This is a genomic window from Paraburkholderia sp. EG287B (assembly GCF_040965595.1).
Taxonomy (GTDB): domain Bacteria; phylum Pseudomonadota; class Gammaproteobacteria; order Burkholderiales; family Burkholderiaceae; genus Paraburkholderia.
The window spans coordinates 1-14,875 of record NZ_JBFRCG010000029.1; the positions used below are offsets into that span (position 1 = coordinate 1).

Annotated in this window: 16 protein-coding genes and 6 pseudogenes; 8 read left to right on the forward strand and 14 right to left on the reverse strand. The window is 57.4% G+C overall.

Annotated features, from left to right (window positions below; translation table 11 throughout):
* Positions 1-502 precede the first annotated feature (502 nt).
* Positions 503-1,168, forward strand: a pseudogene (locus AB4Y40_RS37380) (IS630 family transposase); the annotation flags it as partial.
* Between the two features lie 5 nt (positions 1,169-1,173).
* On the opposite strand, the pseudogene AB4Y40_RS37385 reads toward AB4Y40_RS37380, so the two are convergent.
* The 3 genes and pseudogenes from AB4Y40_RS37385 to AB4Y40_RS37395 all read right to left on the reverse strand — a co-directional run.
* Positions 1,174-1,326 (reverse strand): annotated as a pseudogene (locus AB4Y40_RS37385) (IS6 family transposase); the annotation flags it as partial.
* Positions 1,327-1,557: 231 nt separating this feature from the next.
* On the reverse strand, positions 1,558-1,893 hold the full coding sequence (locus AB4Y40_RS37390) for an H-NS family nucleoid-associated regulatory protein (protein ID WP_368692137.1): 336 nt from the start codon (positions 1,891-1,893) through the stop codon (positions 1,558-1,560).
* Between the two features lie 320 nt (positions 1,894-2,213).
* Positions 2,214-2,565 (reverse strand): annotated as a pseudogene (locus AB4Y40_RS37395) (DDE-type integrase/transposase/recombinase); the annotation flags it as partial.
* Between the two features lie 174 nt (positions 2,566-2,739).
* On the opposite strand from AB4Y40_RS37395, the gene AB4Y40_RS37400 reads away from it, so the two are divergent.
* Positions 2,740-2,943 carry a cold-shock protein gene (locus AB4Y40_RS37400; protein WP_368692138.1) on the forward strand — a complete coding sequence of 68 codons (204 nt, stop codon included), beginning with the start codon at positions 2,740-2,742 and terminating at the stop codon, positions 2,941-2,943.
* A 71-nt stretch (positions 2,944-3,014) separates the two neighbouring features.
* Positions 3,015-3,251 (forward strand): hypothetical protein, encoded by a 237-nt coding sequence (locus tag AB4Y40_RS37405; RefSeq protein WP_368692206.1) that lies wholly within the window; start codon positions 3,015-3,017, stop codon positions 3,249-3,251.
* Here the strand turns inward: AB4Y40_RS37405 and AB4Y40_RS37410 are convergent.
* Both AB4Y40_RS37410 and AB4Y40_RS37415 read right to left on the reverse strand, forming a co-directional pair.
* Entirely contained in the window at positions 3,206-3,469 is a 264-nt protein-coding gene (locus tag AB4Y40_RS37410) for a DDE-type integrase/transposase/recombinase (protein WP_368692139.1), read from the reverse strand. The genes AB4Y40_RS37405 and AB4Y40_RS37410 overlap by 46 nt on opposite strands.
* 348 nt (positions 3,470-3,817) lie before the next feature.
* Positions 3,818-4,243, reverse strand: coding sequence for a hypothetical protein (locus AB4Y40_RS37415; protein ID WP_368692140.1), 426 nt, complete (start codon positions 4,241-4,243; stop codon positions 3,818-3,820).
* A gap of 269 nt (positions 4,244-4,512) precedes the next feature.
* Between AB4Y40_RS37415 and AB4Y40_RS37420 the strand changes: the two are divergent.
* Positions 4,513-5,187: pseudogene (locus tag AB4Y40_RS37420) on the forward strand (IS6 family transposase); the annotation flags it as partial.
* 54 nt (positions 5,188-5,241) lie between these two features.
* On the opposite strand, the pseudogene AB4Y40_RS37425 reads toward AB4Y40_RS37420, so the two are convergent.
* The 4 genes and pseudogenes from AB4Y40_RS37425 to dmpG form a co-directional block, all read right to left on the reverse strand.
* Positions 5,242-5,693 (reverse strand): annotated as a pseudogene (locus AB4Y40_RS37425) (IS5 family transposase); the annotation flags it as partial.
* A 119-nt stretch (positions 5,694-5,812) separates the two neighbouring features.
* A complete protein-coding gene (locus AB4Y40_RS37430; RefSeq protein WP_368692141.1) occupies positions 5,813-7,000 on the reverse strand; it encodes a pyridoxal phosphate-dependent aminotransferase in 1,188 nt (395 codons plus the stop codon).
* A 20-nt stretch (positions 7,001-7,020) separates the two neighbouring features.
* Positions 7,021-7,899: an acetaldehyde dehydrogenase (acetylating) gene (locus AB4Y40_RS37435; protein ID WP_368692142.1), complete on the reverse strand. Its 879-nt coding sequence runs from the start codon at positions 7,897-7,899 to the stop codon at positions 7,021-7,023.
* A 15-nt stretch (positions 7,900-7,914) separates the two neighbouring features.
* Positions 7,915-8,925, reverse strand: a complete 1,011-nt coding sequence (gene dmpG / locus AB4Y40_RS37440; protein ID WP_368692143.1) for a 4-hydroxy-2-oxovalerate aldolase — start codon at positions 8,923-8,925, stop codon at positions 7,915-7,917.
* 693 nt (positions 8,926-9,618) lie between these two features.
* Between dmpG and AB4Y40_RS37445 the strand changes: the two are divergent.
* Positions 9,619-10,731: pseudogene (locus tag AB4Y40_RS37445) on the forward strand (IS630 family transposase); the annotation flags it as partial.
* 389 nt (positions 10,732-11,120) lie between these two features.
* Here the strand turns inward: AB4Y40_RS37445 and AB4Y40_RS37450 are convergent.
* Complete coding sequence (locus AB4Y40_RS37450; protein ID WP_368692144.1) at positions 11,121-11,297, reverse strand: phage integrase family protein; 177 nt, start codon at positions 11,295-11,297, stop codon at positions 11,121-11,123.
* A 291-nt stretch (positions 11,298-11,588) separates the two neighbouring features.
* Between AB4Y40_RS37450 and AB4Y40_RS37455 the strand changes: the two genes are divergently transcribed.
* Positions 11,589-12,095, forward strand: coding sequence for a hypothetical protein (locus AB4Y40_RS37455; RefSeq protein ID WP_368692145.1), 507 nt, complete (start codon positions 11,589-11,591; stop codon positions 12,093-12,095).
* A 126-nt stretch (positions 12,096-12,221) separates the two neighbouring features.
* Positions 12,222-12,962 carry a sulfite exporter TauE/SafE family protein gene (locus AB4Y40_RS37460; protein ID WP_368692146.1) on the forward strand — a complete coding sequence of 247 codons (741 nt, stop codon included), beginning with the start codon at positions 12,222-12,224 and terminating at the stop codon, positions 12,960-12,962.
* 575 nt (positions 12,963-13,537) lie between these two features.
* Here the strand turns inward: AB4Y40_RS37460 and AB4Y40_RS37465 are convergent.
* The 4 genes from AB4Y40_RS37465 to AB4Y40_RS37480 are packed head-to-tail and all read right to left on the reverse strand — an operon-like array spanning position 13,538 to position 14,474.
* Positions 13,538-13,807, reverse strand: a complete 270-nt coding sequence (locus AB4Y40_RS37465; protein WP_368692147.1) for a hypothetical protein — start codon at positions 13,805-13,807, stop codon at positions 13,538-13,540.
* Entirely contained in the window at positions 13,756-14,106 is a 351-nt protein-coding gene (locus AB4Y40_RS37470) for a transposase (protein ID WP_368692199.1), read from the reverse strand. The genes AB4Y40_RS37465 and AB4Y40_RS37470 overlap by 52 nt, the downstream gene beginning before the upstream one ends.
* Positions 14,034-14,309, reverse strand: a complete 276-nt coding sequence (locus AB4Y40_RS37475; protein ID WP_368692148.1) for a transposase — start codon at positions 14,307-14,309, stop codon at positions 14,034-14,036. The genes AB4Y40_RS37470 and AB4Y40_RS37475 overlap by 73 nt, the downstream gene beginning before the upstream one ends.
* A gap of 3 nt (positions 14,310-14,312) precedes the next feature.
* Positions 14,313-14,474, reverse strand: a complete 162-nt coding sequence (locus AB4Y40_RS37480) for a hypothetical protein (protein WP_368692149.1) — start codon at positions 14,472-14,474, stop codon at positions 14,313-14,315.
* Here AB4Y40_RS37480 and AB4Y40_RS37485 point away from each other — a divergent pair.
* Complete coding sequence (locus AB4Y40_RS37485; protein ID WP_368692150.1) at positions 14,473-14,616, forward strand: hypothetical protein; 144 nt, start codon at positions 14,473-14,475, stop codon at positions 14,614-14,616. The genes AB4Y40_RS37480 and AB4Y40_RS37485 overlap by 2 nt on opposite strands.
* Positions 14,617-14,875: the final 259 nt, after the last annotated feature.

Here is a 14,875-nt window from a genome sequence, read left to right on the forward strand (position 1 = left end):
GTCGACGACTACGACGCGTTGCTTCCCTGGAAAATGCCGGCCGACCTCCGCTGACCCGCATCACTACCACACCTCACGCGCTCCGCCACCTTACTCTGAGGGGCGTCGTTCGTGGATCGCATACGTTTCAGCTAAGCAGGGTAGCAAAACCTGAGAGAGGAGTATTTATCTCTTGATCCACGCCTTTCAATGGATGACACTTTTTATGACGCAACGGTGTCAGAGTTATTGCGGTCTACGTCAGCGGTTTAGTACATGAGGCACTCTCTTCCCTTCCTGATTACGTGGGGTGACATGATTGGGCGATCAGCGACCGTTCGAAGATTGCAGTTTGCAGTTCGCAAAGCGGACGTACTCGTCCCGACACCCGACATAGTTTCGTGACGCTACAGACTATTCAGGAAGCTCAGGAGCTCGCCGGTCGGCCAGTAGCGTCCTAGTTTGCAGCGTGGCGGAGATGCCTTCTGAAGGGCTTGCTACCTCATCGCAAGCATCGCTTCGAGATATTCGGCCACATCGTCTCGATACCCACATGGTGTCCAACGATCCCCACTTTGAGGCGAAGGCCGCCGATGTGATCGGGCTGTACCTCAATCCGCCGTTGCATGCGGTGGTGTTCTGCGTGGACGAGAAGACAGCCATCCAGGCGCTGGATCGCAAGGACCGGATGTTGCCGCTCTCGCCCGGGCGCGCCGAGAGCCATGGCTTCGAATACAAACGTAACGGCACGCTGAGCCTGTTCGCCGCATTGAATGTCGCCACCGGTGAAGTGCTGGGCAAAACCGCGCCACGCCATACCAGCGCCCAGTTTGTTGCGTTCCTTACCGAGGTGATGTCGGCACAGCCGCGCGGAAAAGAGATTCATGTAATTTGCGACAACGTGAGCAGCCACAAAACCGACGCCGTTCAAACATTTCTGGCTGACCATCCGAAGGTCTCGATACATTACACCCCCACGTATTCGTCATGGCTGAATCAGGTCGAGAACTGGTTTGCCCGGATCCAGCGCGACGTCATTGCGCGTGGCGTATTCACCAGCACCAAAGATCTCGACAAAAAGCTCATGCGTTACATCCGTCAATACAACAAACAGGCACTTCCATTGAAATGGAAGTACTCCGATCCATCGCGGCGAATCCGGTGCAATTCATCCGGTTCAATGGACTAGCAGCAGATCGTCCAGTACGTGACCACGACACCACGTTCGAGCAGCAACGCCTCGACGTCGCGCAGGCTCAGGCTGAACCGGAAATACCAGCGAACCGCGCAGTTGACTACGATGGCAGGGAAGCGATGACCATGATAAAGCGGTTTTGTCTTCTTCATTACGTCACTCTATCGCCACCATTTCACTAATCTGATAGAGCCCGGCGCAGCCCTTGATGGTCGTAGTTAGCTATCGTCGCATGACAGGACGGCAAATCAGGGGAAACGGCCACAGGCACAAACCGAAACCGAGATGAACCCCGCGCGGCGAGCGCCTACGTGCGGCCGCTCGGCCGCACCTGGCCAAAGACTCGGAACGAGGCTCGATGCGTAGCGCAGCCTTAGAGAGAGCTAACCAGCGCGAACGGCCCGCAGCGTGCCGGCTGGTGCATAGTTGTTCTCGATGAGGAACAGACTGCGATCCTTGCCAGAGATCCAGGCCGGTTCACGGCCCCGGCCGCTCCACTCAAGACCAGTGGCCGGGTCTCGGTACTTCGCGACAACCGGCTTCACGTGGTACGTGCCACGTCGATATCGCCGGAGCTCGTTCGAAGTAATATCCCACTCGGTCATCTTCTCACGAATCTCCCGCAAAACGTTCTGCCGTTCGTCCTGCCTCGCACTCTCGATGCGCCGGTTCAACTTTTGCAGCTCGGCGATGAGGTGCTTGTACGTATCGCCTTTCACCTAATTCTGTCCTCCGTGCTAGTTGATGCGATCAGTTCGAGCCGGCCGCATTCGGTGCAGTCGGCTTCCACGTCTGGAAAGCCTTGTCAGGCTTTGTCAAGTTAAGCGATGGAGTTTGCCAACCCCATTAAAGGAGACATCCTTTTCAGATAACCAGGTATTGGCAGTCCAGCGCGTTCAACGCCACGCTCCTGATTCCCTTACCACGTTGCGCATCTTGCTCGGACAATGGCTCTCTTCCTGTGCAATAGAGCGTGCGACGGTACTGTCAAGTTAGCGGGCGTGGATTACCTTTATCGAAGAACGCATAGTATCCTTACCGGGTTTGAACGCAGCACCTTCCGGAAGCAACGCTTTGCTGCGGCCTTATCGCGCCGCTTTTGCGCCAGCACGTCGAGTTCAGCGCCATGCTCGTCGACCGCTCGCGACAACAGATACCGCTCGCCGCGCAGCATCACGAACATCTCGTCCAGATGCGATGTGCTGCCCGGCTTGGGCCGCGCCGCTTTGGCGCGCTGGGCGAATCGAGTGCCAAAAGCTTCTCGCACCAGCAGCGGATCGTCTCGTACGTGACCACAACACGATGATCGAGCAGCAACTCCTCGACGCCGCGCAGCTGATGACGATAGCAGGAAAGTGATGACCATGATAAAGCGATTTTGTCTTCTTCATTACCTCATTCTACCGTCCCAATTCAATAAACTGAGAGCCTCATCAACCGCTGGCAGTACACCGTCGATGCATTAGCATGGGGAGTTTTGATAATGATCAATTCACAAATCGTCCTGCACTGTTAATCTTCCAACGAAGATACGTATTTCCGGACAATGGGATCGGGGAAGAAAGATGGCAACAGGTACAGTAAAGTGGTTTAACGAGTCAAAGGGCTTTGGGTTTATCACACCAGATGATGGAAGCACTGACGTGTTTGCGCACTTCTCTGAAATCCGTGTGGAGGGCTTCAAGACCTTGCGGGAGAACGTGCGAGTGAGATTCGACGTAAAAGATGGTCCTAAGGGCAAGCTTGCGACAAGCATCGAACTACTTTGACTGCTCTGGTGAAAATAGGCGGTCTGCACGAGATTTTTCTTTTATAGAAGATACCTCATCAAGCAGACACGATGGCCTCCCAGACTACGGGCGCGGTGGCATATATGATGTCCCAGCTCAATACCAGAGAGAGTGATCGTTGCGTTCCTGAAACGCTTGAAGCCGATCCGGGACTTGCCGTTGCAGTGGTTCTGCTCAATCAAATTATTGAGATATTTCGACGATCGGACCTTCGTGTCCTCAGACAGCAAGCCATCGGCCTTCATCTCGCGCACTGCACCGTAATGGTCTTCGGTGGCTGGCCCTGATGTCTGATTGCCTTCCTGAAAAAGGCTTTTACCGCCTTCACGTCGCGCTGGGCACTGAGCATGAAGTCCACCGTCTGGCCCACCCGATCCACCGCCCGATAAAGATAGACCCCCTTGCCGCACAGCTTGAGATACGTCTCGTCAAGACGCCAGGACTGGCCGATGGGCCTGCCAAAACGATTCCACCGTTTGACGAACTCCGGTGCAACGCACCGCACCCAGCGCAGGATCGTCGTGCGGGCCCAGCGACAGACCCCGTTCCGCCATCATTCGGCCAGATCGCGCAAACTAAGCTTGTAGCGCAGGTACCAGCAACTGATCACATCGCGGTCGAAGTGACGGCGTGCAAACAGTTCGTCCAAGCTCTTCAGCGTGCACATCACCAGCTCTCAATTCGCTCAGCCCGACACCTTAACCGATTCGGCGCGCTATTTGAACCGGAGCCTTGAATGTATTTGACCTCAACGGGACGGCTCATTCGTTCTTGCTCGGGCTGAGCGGGCAGTGGATTGGTTGCATGCCCCGGGGAAACTCGAAGAAGCCCCCCGGGGAACTCATCACCGCCACTACGTGCCTGCACTGCAGCAATAGGCGAGCAGAAAGGTAGGAGTCCCGGGCGTCTCTGCCACGATCGTGCGGATCTCCCTGTTGAGCTTAGCCATTGCAGCGGACACATAGTCGGGAGCCGGCAGCTTGTTCGTATTGAAGTCGTGGACTGCCACAACAATGGCCTTGTTGTCTGCCGTCACGGGGTGGGCGAGAGCCCGATCTTCTTCCACAAACCTTTGCTCGCGTGTCGCGACAGCACCGACTTGTCCCACGCAATAGCCGTGGGTGCCCGACATCACATGAATCGTATGGCCGTCGCCCTCTAGCCCTGCAGCGATCTTCTCAAGAGCCACTGCGACGTCCCTTACGCTACATTTCCCATGGAACCCCCAAATCTGCACAGTACCAAGGTTGTCGTCGGTAATTTTTTCGAGTTCTGCCATATCCGTTTCCGAAGGAATTATAGGAAGCGCGTCGTGATGCACGGCTAAGAAGCTGTCCAACCATCCTTGAGAAGAGTCCGCTTGGCTACCGCGCGCCGCAAGCGCGAGGTAGAAGTTTGCCGCGAGGACAGGGGAGAAACAAGACAATTAACATCAAGATAATTGATATGAAGTTCAGTCCGCGCGAACTGTGGCGCAGCAGTTATTTTCATGCGGGACAGTGCAAACATTTCCACTGGCCGCCCTTGACCTTGATGGGCTGGGGTTGCTGGTACCTGCGCTACAAGCTAGGATCTGGCCAAATGATGGCGGAACGCGGTCTGTCGCTGGCCCGCACGACGATCCTGCGCTGGGTGCGGCGCGTTGCACCGGAGTTCGTCAAACGGTGGAATCGTTTTGGCAGGCCCATCGGCCAGTCCTGGCGTCTTGACGAGACTTATCTCAAGCTGTGCGGCAAGGGGTCTATTCTTTATCGGGCGGTGGATCGGGTGGGCCAGACGGTGGACTTCATGCTCAGTGCCAAGCGCGACGTGAAGACGGTAAAAGCCTTTTTCAGGAAGGCAATCAGACATCGCGTTGTGGCTGGGACATGAATCGGTAGAAACAACGCAGATCGGCGCCAGCCGCCGGAGACCATCACGCTCGACGGCTATGCTGCCTCGCACCGCGTGGTGCGCGAAATGAAGACCGGTGGTCTGCTGCCTGAAGACACGAAGGTCCGGTCCTCAAAATATCTGAACAACGTGATCGAGCAAGACCATCGCCACATCAAGTCCAGAACGAACGTGATCCTTGGGTTCAAGCGATTCGGGAGCGCCGCGACCACGATTTCAGGAATCGAGTTGACGCATCGCATTCGCAAGGAGCAGCTCGATCTCGCGAAGCTCGGCCTCAAGGAGGCCGCTGCGCCAGCCGTATGGAATGCGGACCTGTTTGATCGGTAAGCTTTCCTACCTATATAGATTTTCTCGACCCGCTTACCTATTTGCACCAGAACCCCGGTTGGCGCCCGTGACTGTGATGGCCAGCGGAATGCCGCGCATCTACGACGATGTGCCGTTTCGAGCCGAGCTTGCCCCGGTCTGTCGGGTTGGGGTCGGTTTCCTGGCCCCCCGGGGGCTGGCAACACTGGCGGCATCAAGACTCGCCCGATCCCAATCAATCTGGTCGTGCTCACGCAACCGGCGAAGCATCGCCAGATGCAATTGCTCCCAAACACCTGCGGCCTGCCAGTCTCGTAGTCGTGGCCAGTACGTCATGCCGCTACCGAAACCCAGTTCCTTCGGCAGGTATTCCCCGGAATGCCAGTCTGCAGGACGTACAGGATGCCATTCAAGGCTGCTCGGTCATCTACCGTTCGGCGTCGGCCGCCTTTGGGCGATGGTGCGAACACTGGAATCAGTGGCTCCAATGCCGCCCATAACTCGTTACTGATTTTGCGTCTGGACATGCTGCCAGGATATGGCCTTCATGGCCTCATGTCCAGGTTGTGTTAGCCACACTCAGTCTGAAAATACGGTGTGCTCCCTACCGGTATGTGCGAATTGCCTCGCTCCACGACGACGTCAGTCATGAGATGGACGACAGAAATTCACGTAAGCGCAATGCACCGGACTGAACCTGCCCTGTGTCGCCAGAATAGGTCAGACGCACATGTCCGGGTGCCCCGAAAAAACTGCCGGGAATGAGAGCGACACCGTGGCTCTCCAGCAAGACGGAGCAGAACACTTCGTCGTCGGTGATTAATTTCCCTTGACTGCGCTTGCCTATGGTTTGGCTGATATCCAGAAACAGGTAGAAGGCGCCGGACGGTACGCTGTAGCTGATATGAGGGGCGGCTTCAAGGTGCGCAAGTAATAGCTGCCTGCGCGTGAACAGTCGATCCCTCACAGCGAAGGAAAAAGACTGATCGCCGCTGAATGCTGCGGCCGCGGCCGCTGCTGTAACGGACGGCAGGTTTGAAATGGAATTGGAGTTGAGCGTGGTGACCGCAGCAGCAATCCTTTCGTTGGCTGCCATCATGCCAACCCGCCATCCCGGCATTCCATAGAGCTTCGATGCGCTGTCAACCTTGATGATACGCTCCGCCAGATCTGGAGCGACAGAAAAAAGGTCGGGACAACGGTCCATCTCGAAGACGAAGCGCTGATAGACATCGTCTGAGATGATCCAGATATCCCGTTTGCGCATGACTTGCGCCAGCGATGTGAGTTCTTCGGTGGTATAGACTGCGCCAGTCGGGTTGCCCGGTGAATTCAGGATGACGGCACGGACCTCGTCGGTGAGTGCGCCTTCAAGAGCCTCGGGCGACATCTTGTAACCCGTTGCGGCGCAGCAAGGTATCCGGGTGACATCGGCACCGACAAGGGCCGCGATGTCGAAATACGTTGGCCAGCAAGGTGTTGGCACAACGACCTTGTCGCCCGGGCGGATGATTGCCCTCAGGGCGCTGAAGAGCAGGTGCTTCGCACCGAGACCTGCAACCAGATTGTTCGCCGAATAGCAGCTGATTCCTGATCGGCGCAGGTAACCCAGATAGGCGGTCAGAAGTGCCTCATCTCCTCGGCTGGACCCGTAAGCACCGTTATCTTCGCAAGCGGCAGTAACTGCGGCTTGCACGATATGGGGCGCGGGAAGAAATCCGGGGAGTCCGACACCGAGATCAATGACAGGGCCCTGAACTTTTCTGACGTTTTGAGCTACGCCGAGGATAGGGCAGAACCGGGCAAATTCGAGGTCAGGGGCAAGCGTAGGCATGGATATGTCTTCTCGCTGTTTCAGGCCACAAGTTCGGCCACGCAACTGCGCGCCCTGAGCGCCGCCATATACGTCGCGCTGGCCGTAATAATGTCGAGATTGCCTGCACTTGGATCGAGATAGTGACCTGCGCCTTCGACGCGAACCATCGTGAACAGACGGTTGCCGCTGTAGTGAAGACCGACGACCACCTCATAACCCGGCACGGCAGACTGCACCTGTCTGACGGCAAGGTCGACTTCGCGTTGTGTTGCCGCAAGATCGACTTCGTCAATCAGTGCCGATACCGCAGTCTGCATGTAGACGTTCGGCTTGGCAGGGTTGATGTTCAGGATTGCCTTGACGTCCTCGCACTGGGTGAATTGCTTTAACGCATTCTCGGTCGTCGTGATATAGTTGCTCAGATTGCGACGCGTTGCAGGACCCGCACTCTCAGCACTGATCGAAGATACGACCTCGATGTAGCGGACATCCGGGTTGGCACGAGCAATAGCCGCTGCGATCGGGATTGATGCCTGACCACCGCAGGTAATCATGTTGATATTGCTTGCGTCGACCAGCTCCATGCCATTGAGCGACGGAACACACAGCTCACCCATAGGCGTCGGGGTGAGGTTGATGATCGCCTTCCCTGCTTCGATCAGGCAGGGGGCGTGTCCTTCGTGCGCCGATGCTGAAGTGGCATCAAAAACGAGATCAAACTGATCGATGCACTCCATGAGCCCGTCGATGCCGCGGGGCGTCGTTTCAACGCCGCGCTCGCGTGCGAACGTCAGACCGGACGACTCCTTTGAGCGTCCGGCGAATATTGCACAATCGAGGCCTGGTTCTGCGAGAACCTTGCAGAGTATGTCGCAGCCGATATTGCCGCTGCCGATAATGGCGGTTTTCAGTCCCATCTTTGATCTCCAGGGTCAAACGGTGGCGTCGGATTGAGACAGGCGACTGGCGACCGAAATAATCAGATCCTCCTGGCCCGCCACTGCGTTGCAACGCGCGAGTTCTTCATAGATCTTTCGTGGTTCGACGCGGAATTCGGATGCAGCGCGTGTGACGTGTTTTTCGAATCCACCACAGACACCGTAAAGACCGCTGATCAGATTCGACGTTTTTACTATTGTTGGCGTCTTCACCGGTGCGATGTCCGAGAGGCTTTCGACCGCGCGGCACAACTCAAAAACGTTAACGCCGGTTTCGAACCTGTAGCGCTCCAGTACTGCGCACAGCACCTCCAGCTGGGTATTGCCGGCGCCGGCACCGAAGCCACGCATACATCCGTCGATGACGGTAGCGCCAGCTTTGGCGGCGGCCAGGGAATTGGCAATGGCCAGGCCGAGATTGTTGTGAGCGTGAAAACCTACGGGAATGCTAATCTCTTTGACCAGCAGGCTCAATTTCTCGTGGGTGCTGTCTGGATCGTAATTGCCTGCTGAATCCATCAGGACGATGGCATTTGCGCCATAGGCCTGCAGCTTCGAGGCTTCGATGAGCAACCTCTCAGCGCTTGCCATGTGAGTCATCATCAGGACGCCCTGCACAAATGCGTTCCTCGCTCTTGCATGTTCGATATAGCTTTCAGTCAGGCTGGCTTCGGTGCAATGCGCTGCGATACGGAGCACTTCAACCCCGATGCGCAGTGCCGTATCGATGTCGCTTAACCGGGAAAATCCGGGAATCATATGAATTCCGAGTTTCGAACGTGTCAGGTTTGCTCGAGCGGTTTCAAGCATTTCGGTATCCCGGTGTCGCGCGATACCAAGCTGAAGGGAAGACGCGCCTAGACCATTACCATGACCGACCTCAATAACGTCGATACCGCAGCCGTCAACTGCTCGGCAGTATCTGGAAATTTCCTCAAGGGACAATGAGTGGGAGACGGCGTGATTCCCGTCGCGCAGCGTGGGGTCGTAGATTGAAATGGTCATTTGTGTAGACACTCCCTGTACAGGATCGAAGGGTATTGATGGTCAGGTTCGCGCTTTTCCAGGAACAACCGTTTTGGCAGGAGAGAGCAGAAAAAGTCAGCTGTATCTTTGATATGTGCATTTGCTTTTTTTTTGAATTTTTTGGGAAGCGTATCGGTGCAACTTAGTCTTTACTGTGTGACGCCCGAGACGTCATACGGCGTGATCGCGAGATCGCTTCATATTTCCAGAGCACAGATCGTGCCGACTTAGATTAGTCGGCTCAAGGCTCAAGGAGCCATCAGGCAACGTGCGACGCTGTCAGGCGGATTGGTATCCGACGTAGGTTGTTGTGCGGACCGCCGACGTGCGACAGTCGTCGTTTCGTTTGTAAGCATTCGGTCAATACGTGACAATTGACATGGGCTGAGGGACCGTCTATTTGCACCAGAGCCCTTGTAAGAGATCGCGACGGAGAATGGCGTGATTCTGCGGCCGGCAGTGTACTTGACTAGACGTGCAAAAGTGGGCTTCTCACCATGCGCCCTGAACAATTCGTCTCGCGAGCGCGGCCGTCATGCGGCGAAGACTACCGGTGCTGCGGGTTGACATACCGAAGGCAGCGGGGTGGGGACGAGGTCGTTGTGTATTCGGTAGTGGTGCAATTTGGATGCGCTGGTCTGTTACGCTCGGGATTTTGACGAGCACGACAAGAGCCCGGCGATCCTGTGCTACCACGGGCACATCCTGATGGAGAATCGCTCGGGGCTGGTGGTCGGCGCCGTGGTCAGTCACGCAGATGGTTTCTGCCGAGCGGGCCAGTGCGTTGCAGTTGCTCGATTGCGTGCCAAGTGCTCACGCAAAGACAGTTGGCGCCGACAAGGCGTATGACACCCGCGACTTCGTGAATGATTGCCGCGCTCGCAAGGTGACACCGCATGTTGCGCGCAACGATGAACGTTGGGGCGGCAGCGCAATCGACGGCACGCGGGCTACCGGATCAGCCAGATCATCCGCAAGCGAATCGAGGAGCATTTCGGCTGGGGTAAAACAGTCGGTCGGATCCGGCAGACGGTCTATCGTGGCATTCGGCGCGTCGACCAGCACTTCAAGCTGACGATGGTTGCGAGCAATCTGACCCGCATGGCCCGAATGCCAGAGGACATTCGGCCACATCGTCTGGATACGCACATGGTGTCGAACGATCCTGACTTTGAGACCAAGGCCGCCGATGTGATCGGGCTGTACCTCAATCCGCCGTTGCACGCGGTGGTGTTCTGCGTGGACGAGAAGACGGCCATCCAGGCGCTCGATCGCAAGGACCGGATGTTGCCGCTCTCGCCCGGGCGCGCTGAGAGTCATGGCTTCGAATACAAACGCAATGGAACCCTGAGCCTGTTCGCCGCATTGAATGTCGCAACTGGCGAAGTGCTGGGCAAAACCGCGCCACGCCATACCAGCGCCCAGTTTGTCGCGTTCCTCACCGAGGTGGTATCGGCCCAGTCGCGCGGAAAGGAGATCCACGTGATCTGTGACAACGTGAGCAGCCACAAAACCGACGCCGTTCAAACATTTCTGGCTGACCATCCGAAAGTCTCGATACATTACACACCCACGTATTCGTCATGGCTGAATCAGGTCGAGAACTGGTTTGCCCGCATCCAGCGCGACGTCATTGCGCGTGGCGTATTCACCAGCACCAGGGATCTCGACAAAAAGCTCATGCGGTACATCCGTCAATACAACAAGCAAGCGCTCCCATTGAAATGGAAGTACTCCGATCCATCGCGGCGAATCCGGTGCAATTCATCCGGTTCAACGGACTAGCGCGTGGCCGGTGTCGGTCGGCGCAGGAAACTGCGGTACGCGATGGCGTCGTCTTTCGTCAGAGACGATAGTGCGCAACCTCGTTCGACGATTGCCCAGAGCATCAGTCGCTCGGCCTCCTTGAGGTAAGCACGATGAGCCCCTGAAGTCTCGTGCAGCGCGAGCCATGACCGCGCTGCCTCGTAGTCGTCGGTTGCTTTCAGCAAACAGGTCGCCTGGGGTGCCCGGAACTGTCCATGGGTGCCGTTCACCCGCTCAGGAACGCGCAGCGTTTCCCATGGTTCCAGCGGCGTCGGCCGTGGCGGGGCCCGGGCGTCGGCGCGCTCAACCAGCTCAGAGTGCGCGGTGAGGAACGCCTCGATGCGGCGCGTTCCGGCCGCACCAAGTCCCTAGACTGGTTCCCACCATCGGCGACGTTGCCGGGCTTGCACGATCAGGTCCGCAAGGGGGCACAATCTGTGCGCTTCGAGCGGCGAGACGCTGCGCGGCGTGAGCCAGTTGCTCACGGGGTCAGCCAGCGCTGGCCGCGGAAGCGGGGACCGTCGCAGTGTTTCAATGGCTCGCATGACGGATGAGCGATCGCCTCGCGTCGTCCCGTCGAGAAAGACTGCGGCAAGGTCGGGCGATTGCGCTCCAGTGCGTGCGCGCTCAGACGTCGGCGGATGCGTCGAAGCATGTTGCGTGCGGAGGTGTCCGTGACGTGTTCAGGAGCGAGATAGCGGGACACAGCTTCCCGCGCGCCGATGCCTGCGTACCAGCTGAGCACAGCAGCGAGCCTCGCATCACTGGGGAAGCGGACGGATGCTGCATCGGACGAGCGCGCTTGCATAGCGACACCTGATTCCAGGATCTTCGGCGTGAAAAGGAGCCAACCGTGTGTCAGTTTAGTGCGAGTGCGTCCAGGCGAACTGAAGATCCACTATCGTGACTTGCGGACGAGCCTCATCTCGTCTCTGCATGAATGGTTCGATGCCCAGTTGTCCGATCATCGTCACGATGCAAGGGCACGATCCCGGCATGAAGCATCATCATCCGATGAGCACCTCAACAGTGGAACAGGTCAACCGTCGCGGCAACTCATGCGCAGCCGCGCCCGCGATGAGTGTCTGATGCTACGTTCGCCTCGCGACCGCGTCCTGCATTGCCTGCGCCTCGAGCGCAACGACGAGGGTCGGTTCAAGCCGCCTGGCACACTCATGCAATGGGTGGCCACGCTCGGGATCGCGCATGCAACCCTGTATCGCCCTCTGGCGAACCTGGAGAGGGAAGGGCTGGTTGTGCGCGACGGAAATCAAATCGTGCTCGCGAAGATGCGACACAAAATGCCTGGCCTGCAAGCCGCCGGCAATGCTGTTGATGGGTGATCAACGATAGCCGATCCATGCTCGACAGCGGATTCAGTCCTGTTCGCAGGCTACCTGAGTTAACGCAAGTATTCAGCCAGCTTCGGATGCGATACTGTCACTTCAGGCTTCTGGTTGATATGCGCGATGATCGGTACACAAACACTGCTGACCTACGGCGCGTTTCTGGCCGTTGCGCTGCTTTACGCGAGCGCAGGTCAGGCTGGGGCTTCTGGATACATTGCCATAATGGCATTGTTGGGCTACGAGCCAGACATCATCAAGCCCACCGCGCTCGTCCTGAATATCCTCGTTTCCCTGGTCGCGAACTGGCGCTTCATTCGCGACAGGCATTTTAACTGGCAGCTGTTCTGGCCGTTTGCACTTCCGGCCATTCCCATGGCGCTATTGGGCGGCTATATAACGCTCCAGAAAACACGGTTTGAGTATCTGCTTGGCATCCTGTTGTTAATTGCCGGAACGTTATCGCTGACGCGAAAGCCATCAAATGATCACGCTGTGCGACCACCTCCCAGGCCGATCGCGCTGGTGTGCGGAGCGGTTATCGGGTTTGCCTCGGGGCTGACCGGGGTGGGCGGCGGCGTTCTGATGACACCACTTCTGTTGCTTTGTCGGTGGTGCTCCACGCGCACCGCAGCATCCGTTTCCGCGCTGTTCATCCTCTGCAATTCCATAGCGGCGCTGGCAGGTACCTGGAACGCCGCAGATCACCTTCCCAATGGGATCGGTCGGTTGGCGTTGGTGGTGATCGTGGGAGGCTGGTTTGGGGCACATCTGGGCAGCCGTTGGCTATCACCTCGCCAGATCCATTTTCTGCTGGGCATTGTGCTGATGGTTGCGAGCTTGAAGCTGCTCCTGCCCGTTTGAGTCACTGTAGTCCTAAAGGAACAGAGGCAGGAGGAGCGGCGTGCCAGTGATGCCATCTTTCCAGCGAGTCGCTGCACGTGGACTGCTGGCGCGGTTAGTGCTCGGGCCGTTAAATCTTGCCCGAACGGGAGCCGCTTGCGCCACCCTTCAAGGACTCGCAATCCTGCGTCGCCCGTCAACTAAATGACGGATACGGGCTCATCTCCAGATATCGGGCTCGTCGAAACTGTCTGACGTTGCCGTGGCCTTCTTTGACGACTCGGAAACTTTACGGGCTGCGAGCTCCAGCTTGGCGAGAATTTGCCAAAAGCCCCCAAAATCCGCTCATCGCTTTCTGATTGGCCGCCCTGCAGGCGGGCGATGCTGCTGCAGGTGCTGTACAGCATCCGGTCTGAACGTCAGCTGATGGAGCAAACACAATACATTAAGGCCGCACGAAGCAACCTTGACGCATAGGAATTTGGAAGTGCCGGAGCAGGGCGGACCGTCGCAGCATGTGCAGCCGGTCGTGCTGATGACGAAGTGGACGGCGCCGTCAATGCGTAACGATTATCACGAACAGGACACGCTTTCGCTCAAACATGCCATTTCCCCGGCCTCAGGACGGACTGCGCCCGCTGAGCGGTCAGGCAACAATTTTTGCGCGCGCCAGCGCCTCGTGGATGCGGGCGCAACTGCGCCAGCGACTTGCCCCGGGTGATGCCGATGTAGCGCAACGGGATCCCGCACAGCAGGCAGTTCAACGGATCCGCGCCGAATGCACGGCTCTGCAGATTGCGGTAGCGGTTCGTCTTCATCGGCTCCACGTCCTGGTCCAGCAACGCGTAGACCTTGGGCACAGCCATTGACCCCGCACACGATTCGCCACGAATCCGTAGAAGTTGATCAGCCAGAAGTGCTTCTCCGGGATGTGCTGCACGAACCGGTCGATGAACGTTTCCGTCTCGAACTGTGCGACCCGATGCCGTCCGTCCCGATGGTCCAGATAGTCGAACGCCACCGTCTTGACGTCGTAATGCTTCAGCCTCGACTGCGACGACGGCGGGCGTTTGATATACCGGCCAAGGTAGTTCACGTTGCGGATATGGCTGTCCGACGGTGGCGCAAAATGGACGATCCATGGCTTGCCGTAGTGACCATCCAGCCAGCGGCCTCCACGCCACTTTTGTCGGGTACTGCGTTTTCAGCTCCTGCGGCAGAATCAGCGCAGTCGTACGACTGCCGCAATAGATCGACGATTGCGTGGCGCCACATCGGCATGACCTGTGCCTTCACGAAATATATCGACTTCCACTGCTCGCCGTCGGGCGTTAAGCCCCCGCAGGTCACGCTCAGATGGACATGCACGTTTCATTGCAGGTTGCGCCCGAACGTGTGCAGCGCCGTCAAGATGCCCGGCAGGATGCCTTTGCGGGCCGCCGTTTTTTTGATGATGCCCGCAACCAGCCGGCTCGGCGCCTTCAGCAGCGGCTTCAAATGTTTTAGAAACGTGACCGTCACGATCTCGGGCATGGAGTTGACGCATCGCATTCGCAAAGCGCAACTCGATCTCGCGAACCTACACCTCAAAGATACCAATACACCCGCTATTTTGAAGGCAGTTCTTTCCGCTCAAGAGGAGGGCACGAACACGCTGCTTCTCGCTCGCTATTGAAATTTGCACCAGAGTTCAATGCAGCAAGTGATCGACGAACAGCAAATTGATATGGTGATGATGGGCCGCGGGAGTCGTGTCTCCCACATCAGAGCTTTTTGCACATTTTGTTTGATATAGAACCGTCGTATGTCTCGAACACGACCAAGGGGGACGGGGATTGCAAGAGCCGCTTCGACATAGATCTCCGCGCTTTCCACAGATTCATGCCCGAGCCATAACGCGATGACGGAGCGACGAACGCCTTGTTGCTGCACGC

Excerpts from the sequence above, each read along its gene's own strand:
- AB4Y40_RS37460 (WP_368692146.1), top strand. The coding sequence starts at position 12,222 with ATGATCGGTACACAAACACTGCTGACCTACGGCGCGTTTCTGGCCGTT.
- dmpG (WP_368692143.1), bottom strand. The coding sequence starts at position 8,925 with ATGACCATTTCAATCTACGACCCCACGCTGCGCGACGGGAATCACGCC.
- AB4Y40_RS37400 (WP_368692138.1), top strand. The coding sequence starts at position 2,740 with ATGGCAACAGGTACAGTAAAGTGGTTTAACGAGTCAAAGGGCTTTGGG.
- AB4Y40_RS37415 (WP_368692140.1), bottom strand. The coding sequence starts at position 4,243 with ATGGCAGAACTCGAAAAAATTACCGACGACAACCTTGGTACTGTGCAG.
- AB4Y40_RS37405 (WP_368692206.1), top strand. The coding sequence starts at position 3,015 with ATGGCCTCCCAGACTACGGGCGCGGTGGCATATATGATGTCCCAGCTC.
- AB4Y40_RS37435 (WP_368692142.1), bottom strand. The coding sequence starts at position 7,899 with ATGGGACTGAAAACCGCCATTATCGGCAGCGGCAATATCGGCTGCGAC.
- AB4Y40_RS37450 (WP_368692144.1), bottom strand. The coding sequence starts at position 11,297 with ATGCGAGCCATTGAAACACTGCGACGGTCCCCGCTTCCGCGGCCAGCG.
- AB4Y40_RS37485 (WP_368692150.1), top strand. The coding sequence starts at position 14,473 with ATGGAGTTGACGCATCGCATTCGCAAAGCGCAACTCGATCTCGCGAAC.
- AB4Y40_RS37430 (WP_368692141.1), bottom strand. The coding sequence starts at position 7,000 with ATGCCTACGCTTGCCCCTGACCTCGAATTTGCCCGGTTCTGCCCTATC.
- AB4Y40_RS37480 (WP_368692149.1), bottom strand. The coding sequence starts at position 14,474 with ATGCCCGAGATCGTGACGGTCACGTTTCTAAAACATTTGAAGCCGCTG.
- AB4Y40_RS37465 (WP_368692147.1), bottom strand. The coding sequence starts at position 13,807 with ATGGCTGTGCCCAAGGTCTACGCGTTGCTGGACCAGGACGTGGAGCCG.